This window comes from Stenotrophomonas sp. YJH_SMC_79 (genome assembly GCF_059367995.1).
The window spans coordinates 158,122-179,988 of the sequence record NZ_JCAFRK010000004.1; the positions used below are offsets into that span (position 1 = coordinate 158,122).

A 21,867-nucleotide genomic window follows, 5' to 3' on the forward strand; every position below is an offset into this window, starting at 1 on the left:
CTGATGCTGGCAATGGCGCCGCCGCATGCACACTGCGACGAGTACAGCGGCATGCTGGCCTATCTGGATGTGGCCCGTATCGAGGGCCACGCACTGGCCGGCGCCAATGGCGCGATCGCGGTGAACCAGGCGGCCGGTGATCTCAACCAGCAGGCCAACCTGCGTGGCATCGCCAGTGGCAAGCGCGCCGATGCGGCCGTCAATGCCCAGCAACTGCTGCGCGGCAACCGGGTGCTGTCGGCCGCATTGCACGCACGCGCCGATATCGACGGCGACGCACTCGCGGGCGCCAGTGGCATCGCATCCATCAACCAGGCCAGCGGCATCGCCAACACGACGCTCAACGTCGTCAGCGCGACGCTGGCCCGACAGGGCATACGCGAAACCGACGACTCGGCCTTGGCCGCCGAAGGTTCCGCGTTGGCAGGGGGGCGGGACGACGCCGGTCGCGGCGTTGCGACGGGCACCCGTAGCGTCGGTGTAGCCAGCACCGCGCTGCGGGGATTCGACGGGGTCCTGCAACTCAATCAGATAGCGGGCAGCGGCAACGACACGGCCAATGTGCTGGGCCTGGTCGTGCAGGACCGCCCGTGACAACCACCCAACCGATGCACCACCTGATGAGAGAGAGGGCACCATGAAAGCGACCGTCAAACAGACCATGCTCGCCATGGCGATTGCCACTGCCTCGACCGCCGCTGCGGCCAATGGCTGGGACAACCAGAACGCCAACGCGAACATCAACCACAACCACACCGTCAGCGAAACCCGCAACGACACGCACAACCACACCGACAACGACGTGCGCAACCGCACCGTCAACGTCAATGTGCAGAAGCACAGCAACATCCAGGCCGACGAACGCAAGGAAAAGAACAACCACGGCGTCGACGTGAACCTGGAGAAGGACCTGCGGCTGAGTACCGATATCAACTTCTCCGGCGACCCGAACATCACCGGTGACATCGACCTCGACTCGGCCGCCATCGCAGTGATCGACAACCGCCAGTCGATCAGCAACAACGCCACCAGCAACAGTCTGGTCACCAACAGTGCGTCCATCGGTGACAGCGTGGGTGCCGGCGCATCGGGCAATCTCGGCTTCAACGTGGTCTCCGGCGACAACAATGCCCAGGACAATGCCGCGTCACTGTCCGCTGCCGACGCATCCTTCAGCTTCGGCATGGCCGACGCCGAGGTGTTCGTCAATCAGGCTGGATTCGGCAATGCCACCATGAACTCCGGCGTCACCAACGCCGCAGGCCTGGGCGGCAATGCCTTCGGCGGCGCGTCCGGCAATATCGGCGTGAACATCGCTTCGGGCAACAACAACGAGCAGAAGAACGCGCTCGCGGCCTCGGTAGCAACCACGGCGGTGGCACAATCGAGCATCAGTTCGAACCAGGTCTCCACCGGCAACACCGTCAGTAACGCCGGCTTCGTGCAGTCCTACACGGATACCGTGCAGGTGGGCATGCATGGCGGTGTCAGCGGCCTGACCCTGGCCTATGGCGCGGGCACCTACCGCGGGACCGGCAACGCCTACCAGATGGCGAACTACTATCTGGATACCTGGAATGGCGAACTGCCACACCCGGGCGGCAACAGCACCGGCCACATCGACCTGGACAACGAAATCCAGAACGCCACGATGAACCCCAACCGGCCGGGGGTTGGCGGCCTGGGCTTCGACACGCGTGAGAGTGGCACCAGCCAGTTCGTCGAACTGGGCGTGGCCGACCTGTATGCCAGCCTCAGCGGCACGGTCAGCACCACGCGCTGGGTGAACGTCAACGCCACCAACACATCGGCATTGTCGGGCAGCGCCTTCTCCGGCGCCTCCGGCAACATCGGCGTGAACGTAGCGTCCGGCACCGGCAACCTGCAGGCCAACAGCCTGGCCCTGGCAGTCGCCCAGCCCAGCACCGGCGGTGGTGGTGGCAGCGGCGAGTAAGCGCAACACCCCGGCCGTCCGCCAATGGCCGGGTTCCCGGGAGCCCCTGTTCCTCCTCCCCCTTGGGACAGGGGCTCCCCCCTGCTGCCGGAGACCGTGATGATCCGTTGCCGTCTTTCGATACGCCTGCTCTCGTGCCTGTTGCTGCTGGCCACTGCTTCTGCGTGGGCGGGCGACGTGCGCTTCAGTGGCGTACTGCCCAATGGCGCGCTGCTGCAGCAGAAGGTGGAGAGCATGCAGGAGCGGCGCTACCGCAACGTGGTACGCCAGCACACCGACTACAGCTGCGGGGCTGCGGCGCTGGCGACCATCCTGCGCCACGCCTACCACCTGGACACCGACGAGGCGACGGTCATCGAAGGGATGATGGGGGTATCCGATCCGGCGCTGGTCGCCGAACGCGGCTTCTCGCTGCTCGACATCAAGCGCTACGTGGAATCACTGGGCATGCGTGGGCGCGGCTACCGCATCGATGAACAACGCCTGCGCACACTGCGCGTTCCCGGCCTGGTGCTGATGGACGTGCGCGGCTTCCGCCATTTCGTGGTGCTCAAGCAGGTCCGGGAGGGCATCGTGGAAGTAGCAGACCCGATCCTCGGCAACCGCAGCCTGGCCCTGGCGGAGTTTCTGGGGGCCTGGCCCTCACGTGCCGTGTTCGTGGTGATCGGCAGTGACTTCGATCGCAACACGGTCTTGCTGCAACCCAACGAACGGCCCAGTGCCCGCGCGCTCTTCGCGCGACAGGGGCCGATCACCGATGCCGAGCTGGTCGACTTCGGCTTCAGCCATGCCGACCTGTTCTGAAGGAGGCTTTGCCATGTTCCGCCGCCCCTTGCTGATGGTCCTGCTGCTGGCAACCCCTGCCCTGCCCCTGCTTGCAGCGGAGGGCGCGCCGGGACGCGGCCTGAAGGAAATTCCGGATCCCGAGCTGAACCTGATGCGTGGCCGCTACACCGTAGGCGGAAACACCGTGGCCTGGTTCGGGGTAACCATGGTTTCGCAATGGCAGGCAGGCAACGGCGCCACGCTGCAGGGCGCACTGACGCTGGGCATGGACTTCCGAAGCGGCGGCGCCCCGAAACTGAGCTTCCAGCCCAGCGTGCAAGTGACCGCCGCCGACGCACCGTTGCCGGACACGCGGGGCCGCAGCATCGACAGCACCGGCCTGGCCAACGCCAGTGGGCTGGTGCAGAGCGTGCAGGTAGCCGGCGACGGCAACGTCGCACGCAACGCCACCACGCTGGTGGTGCGCGACGGTGCCGTGCCCGCAGCGACATCCGACGGCGCTCACTCGGCCAGCGCACAGCAGGCCGGTATCAGTGCCAGTGCTGTGCTGGACGGCAACCAGGCACGCCTGATGCTGCAGGTGGACGGCCAGGGACTGGTGCAGCAATGGATACGCAATGGCAGTGTCGGCCAGGGCATTGCCCTGGCCGGTGACGGCCAGGCAGCCAGCAACCAGCTGCGGCTGGAACTGGTGAGGAACACCGCGGGCGGCAACCTGCCGTTGAGCCAGAACGTGGCCCAGGCAATCGCGCTGAACCGTGGCATGGGGCCGGGCCAGTAACACGGCACGGCATTGGGGGACGCGTTCCACATCGCAGGACACGAACATGCACACCCTTCTGAGGATCACCCCGCTGGCGCTGGCGGCGCTGGCGGGCACCGCCCTCGCCGCGCCTCCAGCGGTGGCCGACGACAGCGCGGACGTACAGGCCTTGGCCAACCAGCTGGAGCAGCTCAAGAGCAACTACGCCCAGGAAGTTCGACGATTGCGCGAACTGGACATGCAGGTGCAGGCCATGCAGGCGCGATTGAGTGGCCGGGTTGGACCGACGGGTCCGGCAGCCGCGACTGCGCCGGCAACGGCAGTCGAGCATGGCTCGACGCTACAGGGCGGTGCAGCCGCTCCACCGGGCAGCGAGGGCTACGCCAGCACGGCGGCCGAGGCGCAGCAGGCCAGGCAGGAGTCGCGACGCAGCGTGGATGATGTGAAGCAGCAGCAATCGGCCCTGTTCTCCCGCCGCTTCACCGTCGAGAACAGCCTCACCTACGCCCGCTACGACCGCAAGCAGCTCACCCTCAACGGTTTCCTCGCTCTGGACGCGATCTTCCTCGGCAACATCGCCATCGAGAACGTGGAATCCGATTCGCTCACCTACAACCTGGCCGCACGCTGGGGCGTCAGCCCGAACCTCACGCTCAATCTGGACGTGCCCTACCTGGCACGTCGCACGGTCTACCAGAAAGGTGGGGCGGGCGGCGCAGCCGCTGCCATCGCCCAGGAAGAGACCAACGGCAACGGCCTGGGCGATATCGGCCTGAGCGCCAACTACCGGCTGTTCGGGGAACGTGGCTGGCGGCCCGAGACGGTACTGACGGCAGGCGTGACCGCACCAACCGGCCGCGCGCCCTACGGCCTGGACTGGAAGGTGATCGAGCGCGACGACGATGACTACATCCGCTTCGCCGTGCCGCGCGAACAGCCCACCGGCAACGGCGTATGGCAGGCCAACCTGGGTCTTTCGATGGTCAAGACCGCTGATCCGGCGATCCTGTTCGCCAACATCGGCTACGTGCACTCCATCCCACGCGGGTTCAACGATATCGACAGCAATCCGGATACCGTGAACCCGGGTGATGTGAAGCTGGGCGGCTCGGTGTACTTCGGTGCCGGTGTTGCCTTCGCGTTCAACGAACGCACCAGCCTCAGCCTGTCCTTCAGCGACCGCATCAGCGCCCGTGCCTCGACCCGCTTCCAGGGCGGCAAGTGGACGAAGGTGATCGGCAGTGACGCCAATGCGGCGTCACTGAACCTGGGCGTGACCTACGCGCTGAACCAGCACACCACGCTGGTGACCCTGCTCGGCATCGGCCTGACCCCGGACGCCCCGGACTTCACCCTGGCCTTCAAGATCCCGTACATGCTCTAGACCCCGTGGCCCGGCGACGGCGTGGCTGTGGCCCGCCGTCGTCGATTCCGCCGCATCGGTGCCGATCCACGCAATGGCACCGCATTGCGCGTCGATTTCGCCGATTCCCGCAGTCTCCCCGTTTCTAGCATGCCCCTGAGCCGGCCATTCCCGGTCGCGCACTCATGCAGGGGCTTCGCATGGCAATCATCACGATAGACAAACGGCTTGGCTGGATCGTCAGCAAGCCCCCGGAGGTCCAGGGCATCGACATCGGCAAGGGCGGTGAAGCGCTGACGGACAACACCTATGGCATCGAGATCGAGTTCTGCACCCATGACAGCGTGATCTTCGCGTTCACCCATATTGTCGCGGGGGTCTTCAACATCACCGGCACCCTGCCATGGAAGCTTGAATCCGATTCCGGCAACGTCTTCGAACTCGTCACGCCACCGCTGCCGTTCGAGACCATCCAGGGCGCCTATGCCTTCAAGGGCCAGCTGGTGGCAATGCTGCAGACGTCGATACAGAGCGCCCGCACGCAGGGAATCAATGCCATTACGCTGGGTGACTGGGCGCTTCAGTTTGGCCCAAAGCTGGTCGAACTTCTCAACACCCACATCAATACACGCCAGCTGAAGCTGCAGCCCGTCGAACTGCAACCCGTCGGCTACTCGAGCTGGGAAAAGGTTAGCGAAGGGCTGAACGTCGGCAATGTGGACGATGGCATCAATATTCCCGCCGCCCTGCTCCGTCACAAGCTACGCGAGCCGGACTGGGAGAGCTATACGCCGGGCATCGTCCTGGCCCGCTGCAGCAAGTTCTGGTCCGAAGGCTACGCCTCGCAGATGAATCTGCCGATGACGCTCAGCGGCTACTTCCTGTACATGATGGACAAGACCCACGACGTGACTTACTCGCACGCTGTCCGGGTGCAGAAGGAGCTGAAGGACGAGAAGAGCGGCCAGAAGCTCACCGCGTGGTACTGGCGGCATGTGCTGCTGCAGGCGTGGTGCCGGTACCAGCCCCTGCTCGGAAAGCACCCAACTGACGAAGACCTGTTCTCTCCCGATGCGATCTCCCGCTCGGCCCTGCTCTACCTGGTGGTCGGCAAGCTGTTGACCGGCGCCCTTGCCGAGCTGGGGGAGACGCCACAGCTCGAGCTGCAACAGCTGGCATGGGATGCCGGCTCCACCCGCGCGATCGACGCCGACGAGCCGGAGGTGATCCACGGCGACTGGGCCGCCTACCACAGCGCGCTGAAGGACCTGACCGGCATCTGGCTGAAGGCATCGCTTCTGGATGTGATGCGTACCCAGAATCTGCAGACCTATTCCTGGGCCGTCACCGAGCTGCCGAGCGTGCTGGCCACGCCGGAAGTGTGGCAGGAGACGCTGCTGGAGTGGAAAGGAATGAAGCGCATCACGGAAATGGGTTCAACCATCGAATGGACCGACCTGGAAGACTTCGCAGAACCCGAACGCAGGGCGGTGCTCTGCGAAAAGATCATCGCCGTTGCCGGCAGCCTGGCCGCGCGCTTGAAGCAGCTGGATCCGGACATACCGGGGCCACCCGATCTGCCCGACGAGACCGAACGACCGTTCCTCGATCGCCGCAACACACCTCCATGGGAAGCTCGCTACGACACCCTGCTGGCCCCCATTCCGCCGCGCGTCAACACGCGCAATGAGTTCACGTACCTGGTCGAGCATCGCAATCACTGAGCCGCCAGCGTGATCCACGCTGCCGGCCTGGCGTTCGCCTCGGCTCGCAGCCCGCCGATCCCAACAGGAGAAACGACATGCCGCAGGTCTATGCAACCCTTCGCTCAGGCGACCAGTACCTCATCGCACGCAAGCAGATCACCAATGCATGGTGGAGTGGATATGCCGCACCGGTCCTGGTCGCCGAAGCGGCCGCAGCGTTGGTTGCGGTGGCCAATGTGGCCGCCGACCCGCCAGCTGATGCCGATGCGGTCGCTGTGGCCGCCATCAACGCCACGCTCAGCCATGCCGCTCTGGCCGCGAAATCTGCATGGCCGGGACCGATGCCGCTCAACGGCGCAGCCACCCGCGCCGCGATCGATCAGGCGCTCGCGGACGTCAGCAACGCTGGCCAGGCCATCGACCAGTTACAGGCCGCCGTGCCCGTCGTGCTTGCCGCTGTGAACCGTGCTGCGCGCATGGGAGCCAGTCGCTGGCCGCCGGCACGTCCGGGCGTTCCAACGCCGCCCTGGGCCGACCTGGTGATTGCGGGCATGGCCGCATGGCCGATCGCCGACCTGGGGGTGCAGGTGAACACGGCGCTGGATCGCATCCGCAACTGGGCCGGGAGCCGGCCAGCGACACTGGTCAACCAGGCCGGGCAATGGGTATTGCCGGGTGGGCGCATGGGCAACGCAGAACCCGCCGAAGACGCCGCCAGGCGCGAGTTCCAGGAAGAAACCGGTGTCGTGCTCGGCGCGCCCTTCGTGATGGCGTACAACACGGCCTTCCAGACCGCGCCTCAAGGCGCCCGGTTCCATCTGGTGTGTTTCGACGTGCCGGATGACCAGGACATCGCGGCGCTGGCAGCGGACATCAACGCCAACCTGATGGCCCGCCAGGCCTGGCTCGATCGGCCGGTTGCCGGGTCAGTAGTCGATTGGGAGCTGGACGCGGTGCGTATCGTGGCGCAGAACGAGCTGACCGGCTACCTGGGCGCGTATCAGGCCACCCGCATTCCAGACAATTGCCTGCCGGTTCCGTTCCCGCCGCCAGTGGGCGCGGATGCGATCGCGGACTGGGTGGCCGAGCTTCGAGGCTTCGCCGATTCACAGTCCATCGATTGGTACCTGCGAATGGCCTGCTACATCGAACAGCAATAGGCGGCCGACGCGGATGCGGAGAAATCGATGATGCGGCGACGGCACCACCCGCATCACCGCAGCCATCTTCACACCATTTCCCCCGCATTCTCCGTCGATTCCACCAATCCGCCAGCAGCGCTTGTTTCTACTCTGCATCCACGGTGAAGCACAGGCAGTTACGCACCACGCACCGTGACACTGGATACCACGCACTTCCACCTTTTCGCAGGAGCAGGACATGGCATTTCCAACCGCGGTAAACGACCAGATCACCGATTCAGTCACCCAGGCCAATACCAAGGTACTGGGCGATGCGCCGGCTGTGGCGGTCGGCAATCTGTACCAGGCCACTGCCCAGGCGCTGGCCAACGCCGCCCACAACGCTACCAACGCCCAGCAGCAGTCCTACGTGACCGCGCAGTCGGCCACCACCATGGGCGTGGCCACGCTGTACTCGATCGATACCGCCACCACCGCGGTGGCCAGCAAGGAAATCCTCAGCACCCGCGTCCGCGGCCTGGGTTCCTGATCCGTCGTTCCGTAGCTGACCCGCCAACCTCAAGGAGCATCACATGGCATTCCCGACCGCTGTCAACGACCAGATCACCGATTCGGTCACCCAGGCCAATACCAAAGTGCTGGGCGACGCCCCCGCCGTGGCGATGGGCAACCTGTACCAGGCCACCGCGCAGGCGCTGGCCAATGCCGCCCACAACGCCACCAACGCCCAGCAGCAGTCCTATGTAACCGCGCAGGCAGCCACGACCATGGGCGTGGCCACGCTGTACTCCATCGATACGGCCACCACTGGCGTGGCCACCAAGCAGATCCTCGGCGCGTGATGCGCCGGCAGGCAAGGAGCTGAGCCATGGCATTTCCCACGGCCGTCAACGACCAGATCACCGATTCAGTCAGCCAGGCCAACCTGCAGGTGCTGGGCGTGGCGCCGGCCACGGCAATGGGCACGCTGTACCAGGCCACCGCGCAGGCGTTGGCCAATGCCGCCCACAACGCGACGCTCGCCCAGCAGCAGATGTATGTCACGGCGCAGGCCGCGACCACGATGGGCGTCGCCCTGCTCTACGCCGTCGATACCGGCGCCACCGGCGCCGCAACCCGGAAGATTCTCGGCTGAGTCCGCTAGCCGCCGGCAATCTCCATTCCTGTAGTGCTGTCCATCCAAGGAGCATTCACCATGGCTTTTCCCACCGCCGTCAACAGTCAGATCACCGACTCGGTCTCGCAGGTCAACACCAAGGTCCTCGGTGATGCGCCGGCGATCGCAATGGGCAACCTGTTCGTGGCCACCAGCCAGGCGCTGTCCAATGCCGCGCACAACGCCACCAACAACCAGCAGCAGTCCTACGTGACCATGCAGGCGTCGACCACCCAGGGGGTATCCACCCTGTATGCGATCGACACCGCCTCCAATGGCGTAGCCACCCGCGAAATCCTGGGCCTGCGCTGACGTGTCGGCCCGGCGTGACATCCACTACCGCGCCCCCGCCCCATGTGGCGTCACGCCGGGCCCCTGATCGATGCCCGCATCGCCTGCCACCGGTTATCTGCTGGACGCTGCCAGCGCCGGCTCCGGGCTGGCGATCGCGCTGGCACCCTCGTTCGCGATGTCGGCCACCTACCTCGCGATGGCCGACAGTCTCGGCCTGGCCATGCAGAACGCCGTCGCCAACCAGCAACGCGGCCAAGTGACCGCCGGCGCAAGCCTGGCCCAGGTCCTGGCCCTGATCATCCAGAAGGGAGCCGTTCCGTCATGAGCAGTGATAACACCGTCAACAGCCAGATCGTCGACAGCGTCGCCGCCGCCTCCACCCTGTTGGTAGGCCAGGCGCCGGCGCAGGCCTTCGGCATGCTCGACATGGTGATGCTGGAGACGCTGGGCACGGCCATGCACAACGCGGTCGCGCGCCAGCAGGGCGCCGGCATGGTCAGCTCGGCCGCGGTCACCGCTGCCTGCGCGAAGATGATCAACGCGCCGTGGCCGGTGCCACCACCGGCTCCGCCACCGCCCACCCCACCGCCGCCGAACGTGATCCCGCTACCCGGTCCGGTGCCGCCCCCACCTCCGCCAGCGGCCGTGATCGCCGCGGCCACCGCAGAAGGAAAGACCGCCATCAGCGTCCTGCAGGCACAGACCCACGGTGCCACTGCCGACGCTGCGGCCGCCACCGCCAGCCTGCATACGCTCGAACAGCTTGCAGGCAACGGCGCGGCGCAAGCGCCCGGTCCTGCGCCCGACTCCACGCCTGGTCCGGAACCGGCAGCGGGTCCCGCCCAGGACCCCACGCCCGACTCCCCCTCCACCCCGGCCACCGACGGTACCGACCCGGCGCCGTGACCCCGTAGCGGCCGCCGACCGCCGCACCCGCCCATCAAGGAGCCCGTATGGACCCGAGCAACGTCAACGCCCAGGTCATCGATGTGATCAACCAGGTGCAGACGGCCACCATGGCCACAACCGTGGTGAAGACCAGCGGTGCCGGCAAGGCCTACCAGTCGGTCGCGCAGTCCGCGGCGATCGCCGTGCAGGATGCCGCCGACGCGCTGCGCAACGTCTCCACCATCGCCACCACCGCCGCCGGTGTGGCCATGGCCCAGTACCTGGCGACGGGGGACGAGAAGTATGCGAGGGTGCTCACCCAGGCGCAGACCATGATGCAGGGCGCCACCGACGACTTCACCCGCGTCGGCAGTGCGGCTGCGACCGTCCTCAAGGATTTTCCGGCCACGTGAGGCCGCCAGGAGAGCCACGCATGAGCGTTTTCATTGACGGTCGTTCCATCCCCCATCCCGGCCAGCTTGGTTCACGCACCCGACGCGTGCTGCCCTTCATCGACGGCGGCCAGTACTGGCTGCAGTGGGCCATCGATTCGCACGAGCACCGCTACGGGTTCAGCGACGAAGGCATGATGCTCGACGGTGTGCAGCAGGGCCTGCATGGTTCGCGCATGACCTGGCTGCCGAACGCCGGCGTGCAGGTCAGCCCGGTCAAGCTGCTCAGCCTGAACAATGACGAGCTGGACGCACTGCGCCAGCTCGAAGCGGGCCAGCCCAGCAACCTGCTGAGCCATGAGGTGCAGGGCGTGCTGGCCCGCCACAGCCTGCTCAGCAACCAGGCACTGGGCGCGTATCGTGCCTTCCTCGTCGCAGTCGGCGCCGGCGATGCACCGTTGCTGCAGCAGCTGGACTTCCGCGAGTCGCTGGCGCTGTGCCAGCTGGCCAGCGAGCAGGGCGGCCAGGGACACGCCTCCGAGATGCAGGCCGAGGCAGCCCGCTTCGCGTTGCTGCATGCACGCAGGCCGATCGAGTTCGCCGACTACTTCCGTTTCTACCAGCGCTCGCATCCCACCGGCTCCAGCAGCGAGTTGCGCCTTGAACGTGCAACCCATGCCCTGCAGACCCTGTTGCCGATGCTGTTCGGTTACCTCGACGGCCCCCAGCTCCCGCACCTGCCGTCGCCGGACCAGGTGCGCGCGGCGATGGTCGAGACATTGGCGGCGAACCGCCAGATCGGCTACGCCCGCATCTCGCTGGCCGCCCAGCAGGTCGCCCAGTTCATGAGCGATGGCAGCGGCGTACCCCTGGACGGCGAGCGCCTGCGCGAGGCCGCGCGCCGGCAGCTGCGCAGCGCGCAGGAGTTCCTCGACAGTCACCCGGTCTCGCACGGCCGGCTTGGCCAGGATGGTGCCAGCGTCCAGTTTGCCATCGACGGCTCGAAGGAACAGGCGGTCATCCAGGTGGAAGACAACGTCATCAGCCTTCTCGACTACCGCCGCATCCGTCGTTTCGCCGAGGATGAGGCCGAGATCGGCTACCAGGCGGATGCGGTATGAGCTGGGAATCCTCCGCCGCCGGGCCTGATCAAGGTCCGCAGGCGACGACGGCAGCACTGGGATCGGCTGCCGGCGTGGCAGTCGCTGCCGGGCGCGTGGCCGCACGGCAGCAGGCCCAACAGATCCTGGCCGATGCCCAGGCGGCATTGCGCCATATCCTGGGGGACCGCAACGGCGGTCCCCCATCCCCAGCCCCAGAAGGAGTTCCAGCGATGACCTTCCCGATCCCGCCCTCTCCGTTCCCCACACCGGACCATCCCGGCGGCAAGACCCCCATGCAGATCGCGCAGGAGCTGGCCGATGCGGCAATGGCCGCCAGCGAGGAAGGCATCCGCGCGGCAATGGCGGTGTCGCAGCAGGCAGTCGAGGCTGCCAGCCACGCGGCGCGACTTGCCGACGAGGCCGCCGAAGAAGCGGTGCGCCGCGCGACCGAAGCGAGCGCCAGGTAGCGCCCGCTGCGGCGATGACCAGCCCCGGCCAGGCCCGCGCCTGCGCCGGGGTTTTTCATTGCTCCGTCGTGCGGCGATAGCTGCGCGGGCTGACCCCGACCACGCGCCGGAAACTCTTCTCGAAATGACTCAGGTCGCCGAAGCCGACCTGCAGCGCGACATCGGTGATGCGCAGGCGCTGGCCACCGCGCAGCAGTTGCTTGGCGTGTTCGATGCGCAGCTGCTGCAGCAGCAGCTTGAAGGTGGTGCCCAGTTCGCTGCGGAACAGGAAGCCCAGGTGTGACTGGCTGACATGCGCCTGGCGAGCCAGGTCACCCAGCGTCACCGGTTCGGCGGCGTGATCCTTCAGGTAAGCCAGCGCACGTTTGAGGCCCTCGTGCAGGCCCTCGCGTGAAGCAGCCGCGGGGTCCGTCGCAGCCGGTTCCGGCACAGGCGCCGGCACGCCCGCCAGCGGATCGTCCGCACGCCGCAGAGGCATCTCGCTGCCGGCAGGACCGGTGCAGGCCAGCTTCAACCCTGGTGCATGGCGCAGCACGTCCTCGCGGCGGATGTTGCGGCCACCCGTCATCACCGCAAGACGGACCACCACACGCTCCATCTCCAGAAGATTGCCCGGCCAGTCATGGCCGCGCAGCGCTTCCAGCACGTCTTCACTGATGACCTGCGGGTTGAACCCATGCAGCTGCAGCGAACGCGCCACCAGCGCATCGACGTCCTCGCTGCGCTCGCGCAGCGGGGGAATGTCCACGGTCAGGAACTCCAGCCCGGCCAGCAGTGCGCGCGAGAACTGGCGTTCCCGCACGCGCTGCTCCAGGTCGGCACTGGTCGAGGCGATGACCCGGATCGCGCGCGCAGAACCGGCGTCGGTCGAGGCTGGCTGCAGGCCGCGAATGCAATGCGAGAGTTGCGCCTGCAGCGGCACCGGAAGTTCGTCCACCTCATGGAAGTACACGGTTCCGCCACGGGCCCGGTCGAACCAGTCGGCGGGTCCTTCCTGCGGATGGGCGCAGTTGACCTCGACGAAGGGTCCGCGCCGGCGCGGGCCGCAACTGTGCAGGGCAGCGGCCAGCTCCATCTTCTCGGTGCCGAACTCGCCACGCAGCAGCACCGGCAGCCGGCTGGCGGCGGCGCGCTCGACGAACTCCTCCATCCGCTTCAGCGCGTCGCAGGCACCCACCAGCAGCAACGACCGGCTGAGCGTCTGCTCCGCCCAGGCCTGCGCCTCGTAGCGTTTGATCAGGTGCGCGCAACGGTGTGCGAACACCTCGCCCAGCGCCAGCGCACTGCTGTCCAGATCACCGGCGTCCCCTTCCAGTTGCAGCTCACCCAGTACTTCGCCGCCATAGCGGATCGGCAAGCGCTGGCTGCCGCCGCGCGCCCGCGTACCGCCCGCGTCGTGGCCTGCTTCCGACGCGTTGGCGCCAGGGCCGCGCAGATGGACGCGACCTCCGCGCAATGCATGGTGCTGCGAGAACTCCTTGACGAACGCACCCAGCAGGTCGGGCAAGGACCGGTAGGGTTGATAGGCGCGCTGCAACATCTCACTGACTTGCCTGTGCATTGAAACTCCCCTTGCGAATGGCGCCCCGGTGCTTCTGCACCAGGCGATCGCGCAATGCGTAGCGTCTGGCTTCATTGCGTGATGCTGCGATGCCTACGCCGCGCTTCGCGCCAGCCGCTGCACGCACAGATCAACGCGCACGCTGTCCGCCCCCATGCACCCAGGGGGTCGCCGTCGGTGGGTCGACGATGCGGACGTCGGACGGATCAGGAGCCCGACGGCGTCTTCACAGCGCCGGCGTTTCCGATTATCGAATCGGAGTTTCAAGAGAAACATGATGATAATCACGTGAATATCCATGGCATCCAGGCGCCTTCACGCCTCACAGGTTGCCGCACCGGCAGGAAGCACCCTTTTTCACAGGCTCTGGCGCGGCCCAGCGATGTCTGCTCAGCGCGCAGTATTCCGCCCCTGTCCTGCACCGGGAACGGACCACATAATCCGCTCCCCCGATCAAGGAGATTCAATACATGGAACACACCACCCCGGCGGCCCCGAAGAACCATCTGATGTGGGCGATCCTGAGCATCTTCGGTGGCTTCTGGCCCTTCGGCATCGTCGCCACGGTCTACGCCAACCGCACCTCCTCGTTGCTCGCCGCCGGCCAGATCGGCCCGGCCACGGTGGCATCGCGCAAGGCGCTGCGCTGGATGATCGCCTCCTTCGTCACACTGCCGCTGTGCGTCCTGCTGCTGGTGGGCTACGCATTGATCCTGCGTGCGGGCACCTGAGCCACAGGGCGCCCATCTGCGTCATGATGGGCGCCCTGTCCAGATCTGGAGTCGGCCATGCCCGTTGGATTCATCGGCCTGGGCGTGATGGGAACGCCGATGGCGGCGCATCTGGCGCATGCCGGTCACATCGTGCGTGGCTGGTCGCGCTCCGACCGCAACCATGCTGCCGCGCGCACCGCCGGCATCGACGTCTGCGGGACAGTGGACGAGGTATTCGCGGCCTGCGACACCCTTATCCTGATGCTGGCCAATGACGATGCCATCGACAGCGTGCTCGATCGGCATGGTGCGGCGTTCGGCGAGCGGGTCGAGGGCCGCCTGCTGATCAACATGGGCACCAGCTCGGCAGCGTACTCGCAGGCGCTGGACGAGCAGATCCGTGCCGCGGGCGGCCGCTACGTGGAAGCGCCGGTATCCGGCTCACGGGTGCAGGCCGAAGCGGCGCAGCTGGTGATCCTGCTGGCCGGTGCGGATGCCGACCTCGCGGCGGCCGCCCCACTGGTTGCGCCGATGGGCAGGCAAACGGTGTGCTGTGGTGCAGTGCCGTCCGCGCTGCGCATGAAACTGGCGGTGAACCTGTACCTGATCACTCTGGTCACCGGCCTGGCCGAAGCGGTGCACTTCGCCGAAGCCCACGACATCGAGCTGGACCGCTTCGCGCAGGTGCTCAACGCAGGACCGATGGCCAGCGAAGTTTCCCGCATCAAGCTGGACAAGATGGTCCGTGGTGACTTCACCGTGCAGGCGTCGATCACCGACGTGCGCAAGAACAGTGGGCTGGTGGCTGCTGCCGCCCATGAGGTGGGCATGCATGCGCCCTTGATCGACGCCAGCGATGCGCTGTTCGCACAGGCACTTGCGTCCGGGTCGGGGGCGCTGGACATGGCTGCCGTGCTGCAGGCTGTACGGGCCGGGCCAACCGGCCCTGGCCGGCGCTGATCCGGATTCATGTTCCGGCACTACTGCCGCCCCCCACCGCTGCTATATTCAGTCCAGCTCGGCAGGCACGGTGCCTGCCCTCGAATCACAGGGAGTTGGACATGGGTCTGGTACAGGCGGTGAAGGGTGCGGTTGGCGGTGTTCTGGCCGACCAGTGGAAGGACTTCTACACCGTGCCGGCGGGCCTGCCGTCCACGGCGGCCCTGTTCGCGGCGGTGCCGCAGGGCACCAATGCCGGCCGCGGCTCCAACACCAGCGGCTCGTCCAACATCATCACCAACGGCTCGAAGATCATCGTGCCCGAAGGTTACGGCCTCCTGCTGTTCCAGGACGGCGCGATCACTGCGTTCGTCGCCGAACCGGGTGGCTATGAGTGGCGCTCGGACGATCTGAACTCGCAGTCGATCTTTGCCGGCGACGGCCTGGTCAGCACCTTCATCAAGCAGAGCTGGGAGCGTTTCAAGTTCGGCGGCCAGCCGGGCTCGCAGCAGGCCGCCTACTTTGTCTCGCTGAAGGAACTGCCGGACAACCGCTTCGGCACCCAGTCGGAAATCTACTGGGACGACGGCTTCCTCAACACCCAGGTCGGCGCGGTCACCCGTGGCTCGTACACGCTGAAGATCGTCGACCCGATCCTGTTCGTGAAGAACTTCGTACCGGCCAGCTACCTGCGGCCCGGCCAGGTGTTCGACTTCACCGATCTGGACAATGCCGCCGCCAGCCAGCTGTTCAATGAAGTGGTCGGCTCGCTGGCACCGGCCTTCAGCCTGTACACCAACGATCCAGGCAAGGGCAACCGCATCACCAAGCTGCAGCAGGACTCGCTGGGCTTCGCGCAGAGCCTGTCGGCCGCGGTCGAGCAGGGCTACCAGTGGAAGTCGGACCGCGGCCTGGCCATCGTCAAGACCGCCATCGTCTCCATCGAATACGACGCCAACACCCGCGAACTGCTGAAGACCGTGCAGCGCGCCGATGCGCTGTCCGGTGCGCGTGGCAACTCCAACCTGCAGGCCAGTGTTGCCCAGGGCATCCAGTCGGCAGGCGAGAATGGCGGCGCGGCAGGCCTGGTCGGTGTCGGCATGGCATCTGGCATGTTCGGTGTCGGCGGCATGCAGCAGCCGGTGGCCCCGGCTGCGGACGACCCGGTCGCCAAGCTGAAGAAGGCCAAGGAAATGCTGGACCTGGGCCTGATCACGCAGAGTGACTACGACGCACTCAAGGCCAAGGCACTGGGCCTGTAACCGGCAGGACGCATACACAACATGTCCGATCCCCGAAACGGCCCACCGCCGCTGCCCGGATCCCTGCCCGCGACGCCGCCGCCCTTGCCGGCGGCGTCGTTGGATGGGCCGGGTTCGCCGCAGGACGTCCCTCCCCTGCCCGGCAGCTTCCCATTGGACACCTCGAAGCTGCCGCAGGCGATCCGCGATGAAGTGGAAGCGCCTGATCCGGTCGCCATCGACACCTCGGCCAGCGAGCTGAAGGATGGCCTCAACCGCTGCCCGAAGTGCGGCGCCACCGACATCCGGCCCAAGGCCGGCACCGATATCCTGGTCTGCCTGTACTGCCGTCACGAATGGCATGGTGCGCGGGTCGAGGAGGAATTCGGGCTGGGTGAGGCCATCGACCAGCTGCGCGGCACCGTCGTCGCCTCCGGCGCACGCGACATCGACGCCGACACCTCGGCATTGATGACGTTCAAGTGCACCGGCTGCGGCGCCGAAGTCACGGTCAATACCGAAAGCACGATGACAGCCCGCTGCCACTGGTGCCGCCACGTCTTCGGCGTCAACGAACAGATCAGCAATGGCGCGGTGCCTGATGCGGTGCTGCCCTTCCATATCCGGAAGGACGACGCGGTCGCGCGCATCCGCCAGTTCGTCGACAAGCGCCGAATGTTCGCGCTGAAGGCATTCAAGGACCAGTTCACCCCGGAGAACGTGGTGGGCGTGTTCCTGCCCTACATGATCGTCGACAGCAATGTCAGCGCGGCCGTGGCCGGCAAGGGCGAGATCAAGACGCGCGAATACACGGTGGGCAGCGAGAAGAACAAGCGCACCCTGTACGACGCCGATGTCTACCAGGTCGAGCGCCAGGTGGATTTCACCGTCGATGACCTGCCACTGGAATCCTCGGCCGAGCGCGGGAATCTCGATACCCGCGCCAACACCAACAACATCATCAACACCATCCTGCCGTTCGACACCAAGAACGCGGTGAAGTGGAACGCCTCGTACCTGGCCGGCTTCACTTCGGAGAAGCGTAACCTGGACGTGGAGAAACTGCGGCCGCGACTGGAAGACCAGCTGCTGTCGATCGCCCGTTCGCAGGTGGAAGGTTCGGTGAAGCGATACAACCGTGGCGTGCGCTGGGAACAGGAACAGCTGGAGGTGCATGGTACCCGCTGGGTATCGATGTACCTGCCGGTGTGGCTGTACTCCTACCACCAGCCTGGAAAGAACGGCGGCATGCTGCACTACATCGCAGTGAATGGCCGCACCGGCGAGACCATGGGCAGCGTACCCGTGCAGCAATGGAAGATGCTGCTGGCGGCACTGGCCACCGGCACCGTCATTGAAGCCCTCGCAATTGCCTTCCTGGTGGCATCGACATGAGCGACGACAGTGGCCTCTGGCTGTTGGCGGCAGGTCCGGCCGGCGCAACCGCGCTGTACTGGGCGCTGTACCGCTATTACCGCAACACCGACAAATCCCACTCCTTCGAGCATGAAACCGAGATCGAGGCGAAGCCCATCACCGGCTCGGACCAGCAGGTGGGCAGGGTCACCGGCACCGAGGAGAAGCGCATCCGTGGTGACAACGTCTACGAGTACCGGAAGCGAGTGGTGAGGGTGAAGCCGGACGGGGATTGAAAACTTCGGCCAGCGGTTCCACGCTGCGCTACGCTGTTGCACAACCCAACAAGGAAGCAGGTTCATGCAGCGCATTCCAAGAGTGGTCGCGGGGCTTCTGGTCGCCATGGCGGCAGGCGCCGCGACGGGCCCCGCCCATGCCCAGAAGGTGTGCAACGTCATCGGAAAAGTCGCGGGCCTGATCCCGTCGCAGGGCGTCGCTGGTTTCGGCATGACAGTGCCGCTGACCGGCTGCTCCTGCGATCACTCCATGATCTGGATTGATACCTCTACGGATGGTGGAAAGGCCATGTACGCAGCGGTTCTGGCAGCGAAATTGAATGGCAGCCTGGTGCAGGCGACCTTCCAGGATGGCCAGGGCGCCAGCGCACCGGGAAATTCCTCGATCGTGTTCCGCTATTCGGCCACCTGCAAACTGGCGGCGTTCGAAATGCTGTAGCCGGTGTGGGCCTCGGCCCACCACCGGTCAAGACCGGCGCGGAACCCGTGGGCTCGCCCGCAGATCGCTGCGGGGGAGCCCCTACCTGGCCACTGCCCTGCTCAGCCGGCCTGACCCAGCCGCACCTTCAACTGCTGGATCTCCTGCTCGCTGACCCCGATCGACTTCAGGTACCCTTCCGCACCACCGTACTGGCGGTGCAGCGCCGCCAGGAACTGCTCCATGTTGTCCGGCGCGGTACCGGCCATGCCTGCCATCCTGCGGCCGATCTCCGGGTTCTGCTTGACCAGCGCCATGATCTGCGCGTTCATCGCGCTGTCCTTCGGCTGCCCTTCCAGGTAATGCGCGGAGATCGCGTAGTTGTGCACGATCTCGGCCTTGGGCACGCCGGCCAGGTCCAGCAACAGCCCGGCGATGATGCCGGTGCGGTCCTTGCCGGCCGTGCAATGGAACAGCACCGCGCCGTCCTGCTGCGCGGCGATGCGCTGGAACACCTGCTTGAACTGCGGCTGGCTGTGACCCAGCCACTGCACATAGGCTTCGCCCAGCGAATCCGGGAAGCTGGTCATCATCTTCTGCAGGTCCATCTTCTCCGTACCCATCAGCGAGATGCGCTGATAGTTGAAGCGACCGTCCTTGGCCAGCAGGTCCGGTGACTGTGCCTCCTCATCGGCGGTGCGCAGGTCGATGTCCAGCTTCACACCGGCGGCGACCAGCGCATCACGGTCGGCGTCGGTCAGGCGGCCGAGGTCAGCGGTACGCACGAACGCATCGGCCGGAATCGGGCCGTGGCGGCCCTGGAGGCCGGCGAACGTGCGCACGTTCCAGGCGCCCTGCAGCGGGATCACCCGCTGCGCATCGGCAGCGACGGGTTTCACATTGGCGGCGGCCGTCGTCTTCGCGGCGACAGCCTGCGGCGCATCAGCGGCAACAGCCGTCGCGGTCAGCGGCAGGCCCAGCATCAGGGCCAGGGCGAGTCCGGTATGGCGGGTCTTCATGGGGTTCTCCGTTCGAATCAGAAGTTGACGGCCACATCCAGGCCGAAGGTACGCGGGTCGTTGAAGATGCCGCTCTGGCCCGGTGCCGCGCTGTTGATCTTGTAGAACAGGTGCTGCTCATCCAGCAGGTTGCGTGCCCACAACGAGAACGACATCGTGGTGCCGGTGCTGTTGACCGGCACATCCACCAGCGCCACCCGTGCATTCACCACGAACGAACTGTCGGTGAGCATCTGGTCGTATTCGCTGGTGTAGTACCCATCAGACCAGTTGCCGTCCACATGGAACTTCAGCGCCGAGAAGTTGGCGAACGGCACCAGATAGTCGGCCGACAGGCTGCCCGCATTCTTCGGTGCCAGCAGCGGCTGCACGGTCACCTGCACGCCAGCGCCGAACGGGTCGGATGCTGTCTGCGCATCGATCTTCGTATAGGCGTAGTTGAGGCCGAGGGTGAGGTTGTCCACCGGCATCACGTTGAATTCCAGCTCCGCACCCCGGGACTTGCCATCGCTCAGCGCGTTGGTGGTGACCATGGTGGTGCGGGTTTCACCGCTGTTCGGGTCGAACGGCAGCGAGAAGTCCATCTGCTTGTGTGCGATGGTGGAATCGAACACCGCCAGGTTCAGGCGGGCACGGTTGTCCCAGAACTGCGATTTGAAGCCGAGCTCGTAGGCTGTCACCTCTTCCGGGCCGAACGCGCTGTAGTTGGTCGAACGCGAGTTGGCACCGCCGGCCTTGAAGCCGGTGCTGTACTTGGCATAGACCATCGCGTGCTCGCCCAGGTCGTAGGCGATGTTGACCATCGGGTCGAAGCGGCTCCAGCGGTCCTTGAATGCAAGGTTCGTTGCCGTGCCGTTGACGATGTACAGGCTGCCCTTCTTGTCATCACGGGTGTAGCGACCACCCGCGGTCAGGTGCAGGCGCTGCATTGCTTCCGGCGTCCACGTAGCCTGCCCGAACACGCCCAGGCTGTCGGTCCACGCGTTGCTGGCACGGTCGATGCGCACGCGCGAAAGATCCAGCGGATTGGTCGCCGGGTTCACCGTGTAGCTGTTGCCACCCGGCCCCCACACCAGCATGTTCGGGGTCTGCGCATTGTCGCCTGCGGTCTCATGGTAGTAGAACGCACCGCCGAGGAACTGCACCTGCGAGGTGTTTCCAATCAGCTGGAATTCCTGGCTGTACTGGTGCTGGTAGACCTGCGCCAGGCTGTAACGCCCGAACGGCGTGCCGGCGCCACCGTAGGCCGATATCGCATCGACCAGGCCCATGTCGAACTGGCCCTGGGTCAGTTCGCGGTAGGAGCTGATCGACTTCAGCTCAAGGGTGTCACTCAATGTCCACGACAGGTTCAACAGATGGCCACTGGTGCGACCGATGTTGTCTTCCTGCGGCCCGCCCAGGATGGCGCTGTCGCGGCGGTCCTGGCTGGCGCCGGCCTTCTGCAGCGGGCTGAGGTAGGCGCCCGGTACCAGCACCTGGGTGTGGTACGGCGTGGTGGCATCGTAGGAGCGGTCGAAGGCATACAGCAGCGAGAAGTCATCACTCGGCTGCCACAGCGCGCTCAGGCGTGCGCCGCGCTTGTCGTAGCTGTTGAAGTCACGCTCGCCACGCATGGGATTGTCCGTGGTGCCACCCCGCTTGGCCTGCACGGCGTCGATCTTGAAGCTGACATCGCCCACCTTGGGCAGGTCCAGGTGCAGTGCGCTGTTGTAACCGCTGAAGTTGGACACCCCTGCGCTGACGCTGCCACCAAACTCGCCGGTCGGCGCCTTGGTCACGATGCTCACCGCGCCGCCTTCGGTATTGCGGCCGAACAGCGTGCCCTGCGGGCCCTTCAGCACTTCGATGCGCTCCACGTCGTAGAGCATGCTGCCCAGGCCCTGCGCGCGGCCCATGAACACACCATCGACATAGATGCCGACGCCCGCGTCGCGGGCTGGCTGGTTGGCATCACCGGAGGCACCGATGCCGCGGATCCCGATATTCAGCGCCGAACTGCGGGTGGCAAACGGCGTGACCCGTAACGATGGAATGGAACCATCGGACAGGCTGCCCAGTGAGATCGCGCTGCGATCCTTCAGCGCTTCGGCATCGACCACCGACACCGAGATGGGTGTCTCCTGGAGGTTGGTGGCACGCTTCTGCGCGGTCACCATCACCTGGTCGAGGGCGACCACGGTGCGTGCGGCATCGGCGGACGCGCTGGCGTCGGCGCCCGGACTGTCTTCGGCATGGGCCAGCGCCGGCAGCGCGGCGGCGATGGCGAGGGTGAGCAACGGGCGGTGCAGCGTGGCGTGGCGCATCGGA

25 protein-coding genes are annotated in these 21,867 nt (G+C 66.1%); 22 read left to right on the forward strand and 3 right to left on the reverse strand.

Features of this window, described 5'->3' with window-relative positions:
- The first annotated feature begins 3 nt into the window (after nt 1-3).
- The 16 genes from AC5P57_RS16055 to AC5P57_RS16130 all read left to right on the forward strand — a co-directional run bounded on the left by AC5P57_RS16055 (nt 4) and on the right by AC5P57_RS16130 (nt 12,014).
- On the forward strand, nt 4-594 hold the full coding sequence (locus tag AC5P57_RS16055; protein ID WP_262235190.1) for a FapB/FapC family functional amyloid domain-containing protein: 591 nt from the start codon (nt 4-6) through the stop codon (nt 592-594).
- Nucleotides 595-637: 43 nt separating this feature from the next.
- Nucleotides 638-1,954, forward strand: coding sequence for a FapB/FapC family functional amyloid domain-containing protein (locus tag AC5P57_RS16060; RefSeq protein WP_262235086.1), 1,317 nt, complete (start codon nt 638-640; stop codon nt 1,952-1,954).
- A gap of 99 nt (nt 1,955-2,053) precedes the next feature.
- Nucleotides 2,054-2,758 carry a C39 family peptidase gene (locus AC5P57_RS16065; RefSeq protein ID WP_099552131.1) on the forward strand — a complete coding sequence of 235 codons (705 nt, stop codon included), beginning with the start codon at nt 2,054-2,056 and terminating at the stop codon, nt 2,756-2,758.
- A gap of 13 nt (nt 2,759-2,771) precedes the next feature.
- Nucleotides 2,772-3,521 (forward strand): hypothetical protein, encoded by a 750-nt coding sequence (locus AC5P57_RS16070; protein ID WP_262235085.1) that lies wholly within the window; start codon nt 2,772-2,774, stop codon nt 3,519-3,521.
- Between the two features lie 46 nt (nt 3,522-3,567).
- Nucleotides 3,568-4,887 carry a transporter gene (locus AC5P57_RS16075; protein WP_262235084.1) on the forward strand — a complete coding sequence of 440 codons (1,320 nt, stop codon included), beginning with the start codon at nt 3,568-3,570 and terminating at the stop codon, nt 4,885-4,887.
- A gap of 179 nt (nt 4,888-5,066) precedes the next feature.
- Nucleotides 5,067-6,590 carry a hypothetical protein gene (locus AC5P57_RS16080; RefSeq protein ID WP_142806015.1) on the forward strand — a complete coding sequence of 508 codons (1,524 nt, stop codon included), beginning with the start codon at nt 5,067-5,069 and terminating at the stop codon, nt 6,588-6,590.
- 77 nt (nt 6,591-6,667) lie between these two features.
- Nucleotides 6,668-7,732, forward strand: a complete 1,065-nt coding sequence (locus AC5P57_RS16085) for an NUDIX domain-containing protein (RefSeq protein ID WP_142806016.1) — start codon at nt 6,668-6,670, stop codon at nt 7,730-7,732.
- 220 nt (nt 7,733-7,952) lie between these two features.
- Nucleotides 7,953-8,243, forward strand: a complete 291-nt coding sequence (locus AC5P57_RS16090) for a RebB family R body protein (protein ID WP_005416648.1) — start codon at nt 7,953-7,955, stop codon at nt 8,241-8,243.
- Between the two features lie 43 nt (nt 8,244-8,286).
- Nucleotides 8,287-8,556, forward strand: coding sequence for a RebB family R body protein (locus AC5P57_RS16095; RefSeq protein WP_005416649.1), 270 nt, complete (start codon nt 8,287-8,289; stop codon nt 8,554-8,556).
- A 26-nt stretch (nt 8,557-8,582) separates the two neighbouring features.
- Complete coding sequence (locus AC5P57_RS16100; RefSeq protein WP_006446865.1) at nt 8,583-8,849, forward strand: RebB family R body protein; 267 nt, start codon at nt 8,583-8,585, stop codon at nt 8,847-8,849.
- A 60-nt stretch (nt 8,850-8,909) separates the two neighbouring features.
- The gene (locus AC5P57_RS16105) at nt 8,910-9,182 is read left to right on the forward strand and encodes a RebB family R body protein (protein ID WP_005416651.1); all 273 of its coding nucleotides are present in this window, start codon (nt 8,910-8,912) and stop codon (nt 9,180-9,182) included.
- 70 nt (nt 9,183-9,252) lie between these two features.
- Nucleotides 9,253-9,489, forward strand: a complete 237-nt coding sequence (locus AC5P57_RS16110; protein ID WP_053511975.1) for a RebB family R body protein — start codon at nt 9,253-9,255, stop codon at nt 9,487-9,489.
- A complete protein-coding gene (locus AC5P57_RS16115; protein WP_142806017.1) occupies nt 9,486-10,070 on the forward strand; it encodes a RebB family R body protein in 585 nt (194 codons plus the stop codon). Before AC5P57_RS16110 ends, AC5P57_RS16115 begins: the two co-directional genes overlap by 4 nt.
- Nucleotides 10,071-10,117: 47 nt before the next feature.
- The gene (locus AC5P57_RS16120) at nt 10,118-10,465 is read left to right on the forward strand and encodes a hypothetical protein (protein ID WP_099551024.1); all 348 of its coding nucleotides are present in this window, start codon (nt 10,118-10,120) and stop codon (nt 10,463-10,465) included.
- 20 nt (nt 10,466-10,485) lie between these two features.
- Nucleotides 10,486-11,565: a hypothetical protein gene (locus AC5P57_RS16125; RefSeq protein WP_099551025.1), complete on the forward strand. Its 1,080-nt coding sequence runs from the start codon at nt 10,486-10,488 to the stop codon at nt 11,563-11,565.
- Nucleotides 11,566-11,777: 212 nt separating this feature from the next.
- Nucleotides 11,778-12,014 carry a hypothetical protein gene (locus AC5P57_RS16130; protein ID WP_142806019.1) on the forward strand — a complete coding sequence of 79 codons (237 nt, stop codon included), beginning with the start codon at nt 11,778-11,780 and terminating at the stop codon, nt 12,012-12,014.
- Between the two features lie 55 nt (nt 12,015-12,069).
- Here the strand turns inward: AC5P57_RS16130 and AC5P57_RS16135 are convergent, their stop codons facing one another.
- Entirely contained in the window at nt 12,070-13,575 is a 1,506-nt protein-coding gene (locus AC5P57_RS16135) for a helix-turn-helix domain-containing protein (RefSeq protein WP_099551027.1), read from the reverse strand.
- 470 nt (nt 13,576-14,045) lie between these two features.
- On the opposite strand from AC5P57_RS16135, the gene AC5P57_RS16140 reads away from it, so the two are divergent.
- From AC5P57_RS16140 to AC5P57_RS16165, 6 genes are all read left to right on the forward strand, one after another.
- A complete protein-coding gene (locus AC5P57_RS16140; RefSeq protein WP_142806021.1) occupies nt 14,046-14,306 on the forward strand; it encodes a CD225/dispanin family protein in 261 nt (86 codons plus the stop codon).
- Between the two features lie 57 nt (nt 14,307-14,363).
- The gene (locus tag AC5P57_RS16145) at nt 14,364-15,248 is read left to right on the forward strand and encodes an NAD(P)-dependent oxidoreductase (protein WP_262235083.1); all 885 of its coding nucleotides are present in this window, start codon (nt 14,364-14,366) and stop codon (nt 15,246-15,248) included.
- 101 nt (nt 15,249-15,349) lie between these two features.
- Nucleotides 15,350-16,489 carry an SPFH domain-containing protein gene (locus tag AC5P57_RS16150; protein WP_099551030.1) on the forward strand — a complete coding sequence of 380 codons (1,140 nt, stop codon included), beginning with the start codon at nt 15,350-15,352 and terminating at the stop codon, nt 16,487-16,489.
- Nucleotides 16,490-16,510: 21 nt separating this feature from the next.
- Nucleotides 16,511-17,863 carry a hypothetical protein gene (locus tag AC5P57_RS16155; protein WP_099551031.1) on the forward strand — a complete coding sequence of 451 codons (1,353 nt, stop codon included), beginning with the start codon at nt 16,511-16,513 and terminating at the stop codon, nt 17,861-17,863.
- Complete coding sequence (locus tag AC5P57_RS16160) at nt 17,860-18,120, forward strand: hypothetical protein (RefSeq protein WP_099551032.1); 261 nt, start codon at nt 17,860-17,862, stop codon at nt 18,118-18,120. The genes AC5P57_RS16155 and AC5P57_RS16160 overlap by 4 nt, the downstream gene beginning before the upstream one ends.
- A gap of 64 nt (nt 18,121-18,184) precedes the next feature.
- The gene (locus AC5P57_RS16165; protein WP_143567557.1) at nt 18,185-18,559 is read left to right on the forward strand and encodes a hypothetical protein; all 375 of its coding nucleotides are present in this window, start codon (nt 18,185-18,187) and stop codon (nt 18,557-18,559) included.
- Between the two features lie 101 nt (nt 18,560-18,660).
- On the opposite strand, the gene AC5P57_RS16170 is transcribed toward AC5P57_RS16165, so the two are convergent.
- The gene (locus AC5P57_RS16170; RefSeq protein WP_262235082.1) at nt 18,661-19,557 is read right to left on the reverse strand and encodes a tyrosine-protein phosphatase; all 897 of its coding nucleotides are present in this window, start codon (nt 19,555-19,557) and stop codon (nt 18,661-18,663) included.
- 17 nt (nt 19,558-19,574) lie between these two features.
- Nucleotides 19,575-21,863 (reverse strand): TonB-dependent receptor, encoded by a 2,289-nt coding sequence (locus AC5P57_RS16175; RefSeq protein WP_495219666.1) that lies wholly within the window; start codon nt 21,861-21,863, stop codon nt 19,575-19,577.
- Nucleotides 21,864-21,867 lie beyond the last annotated feature (4 nt).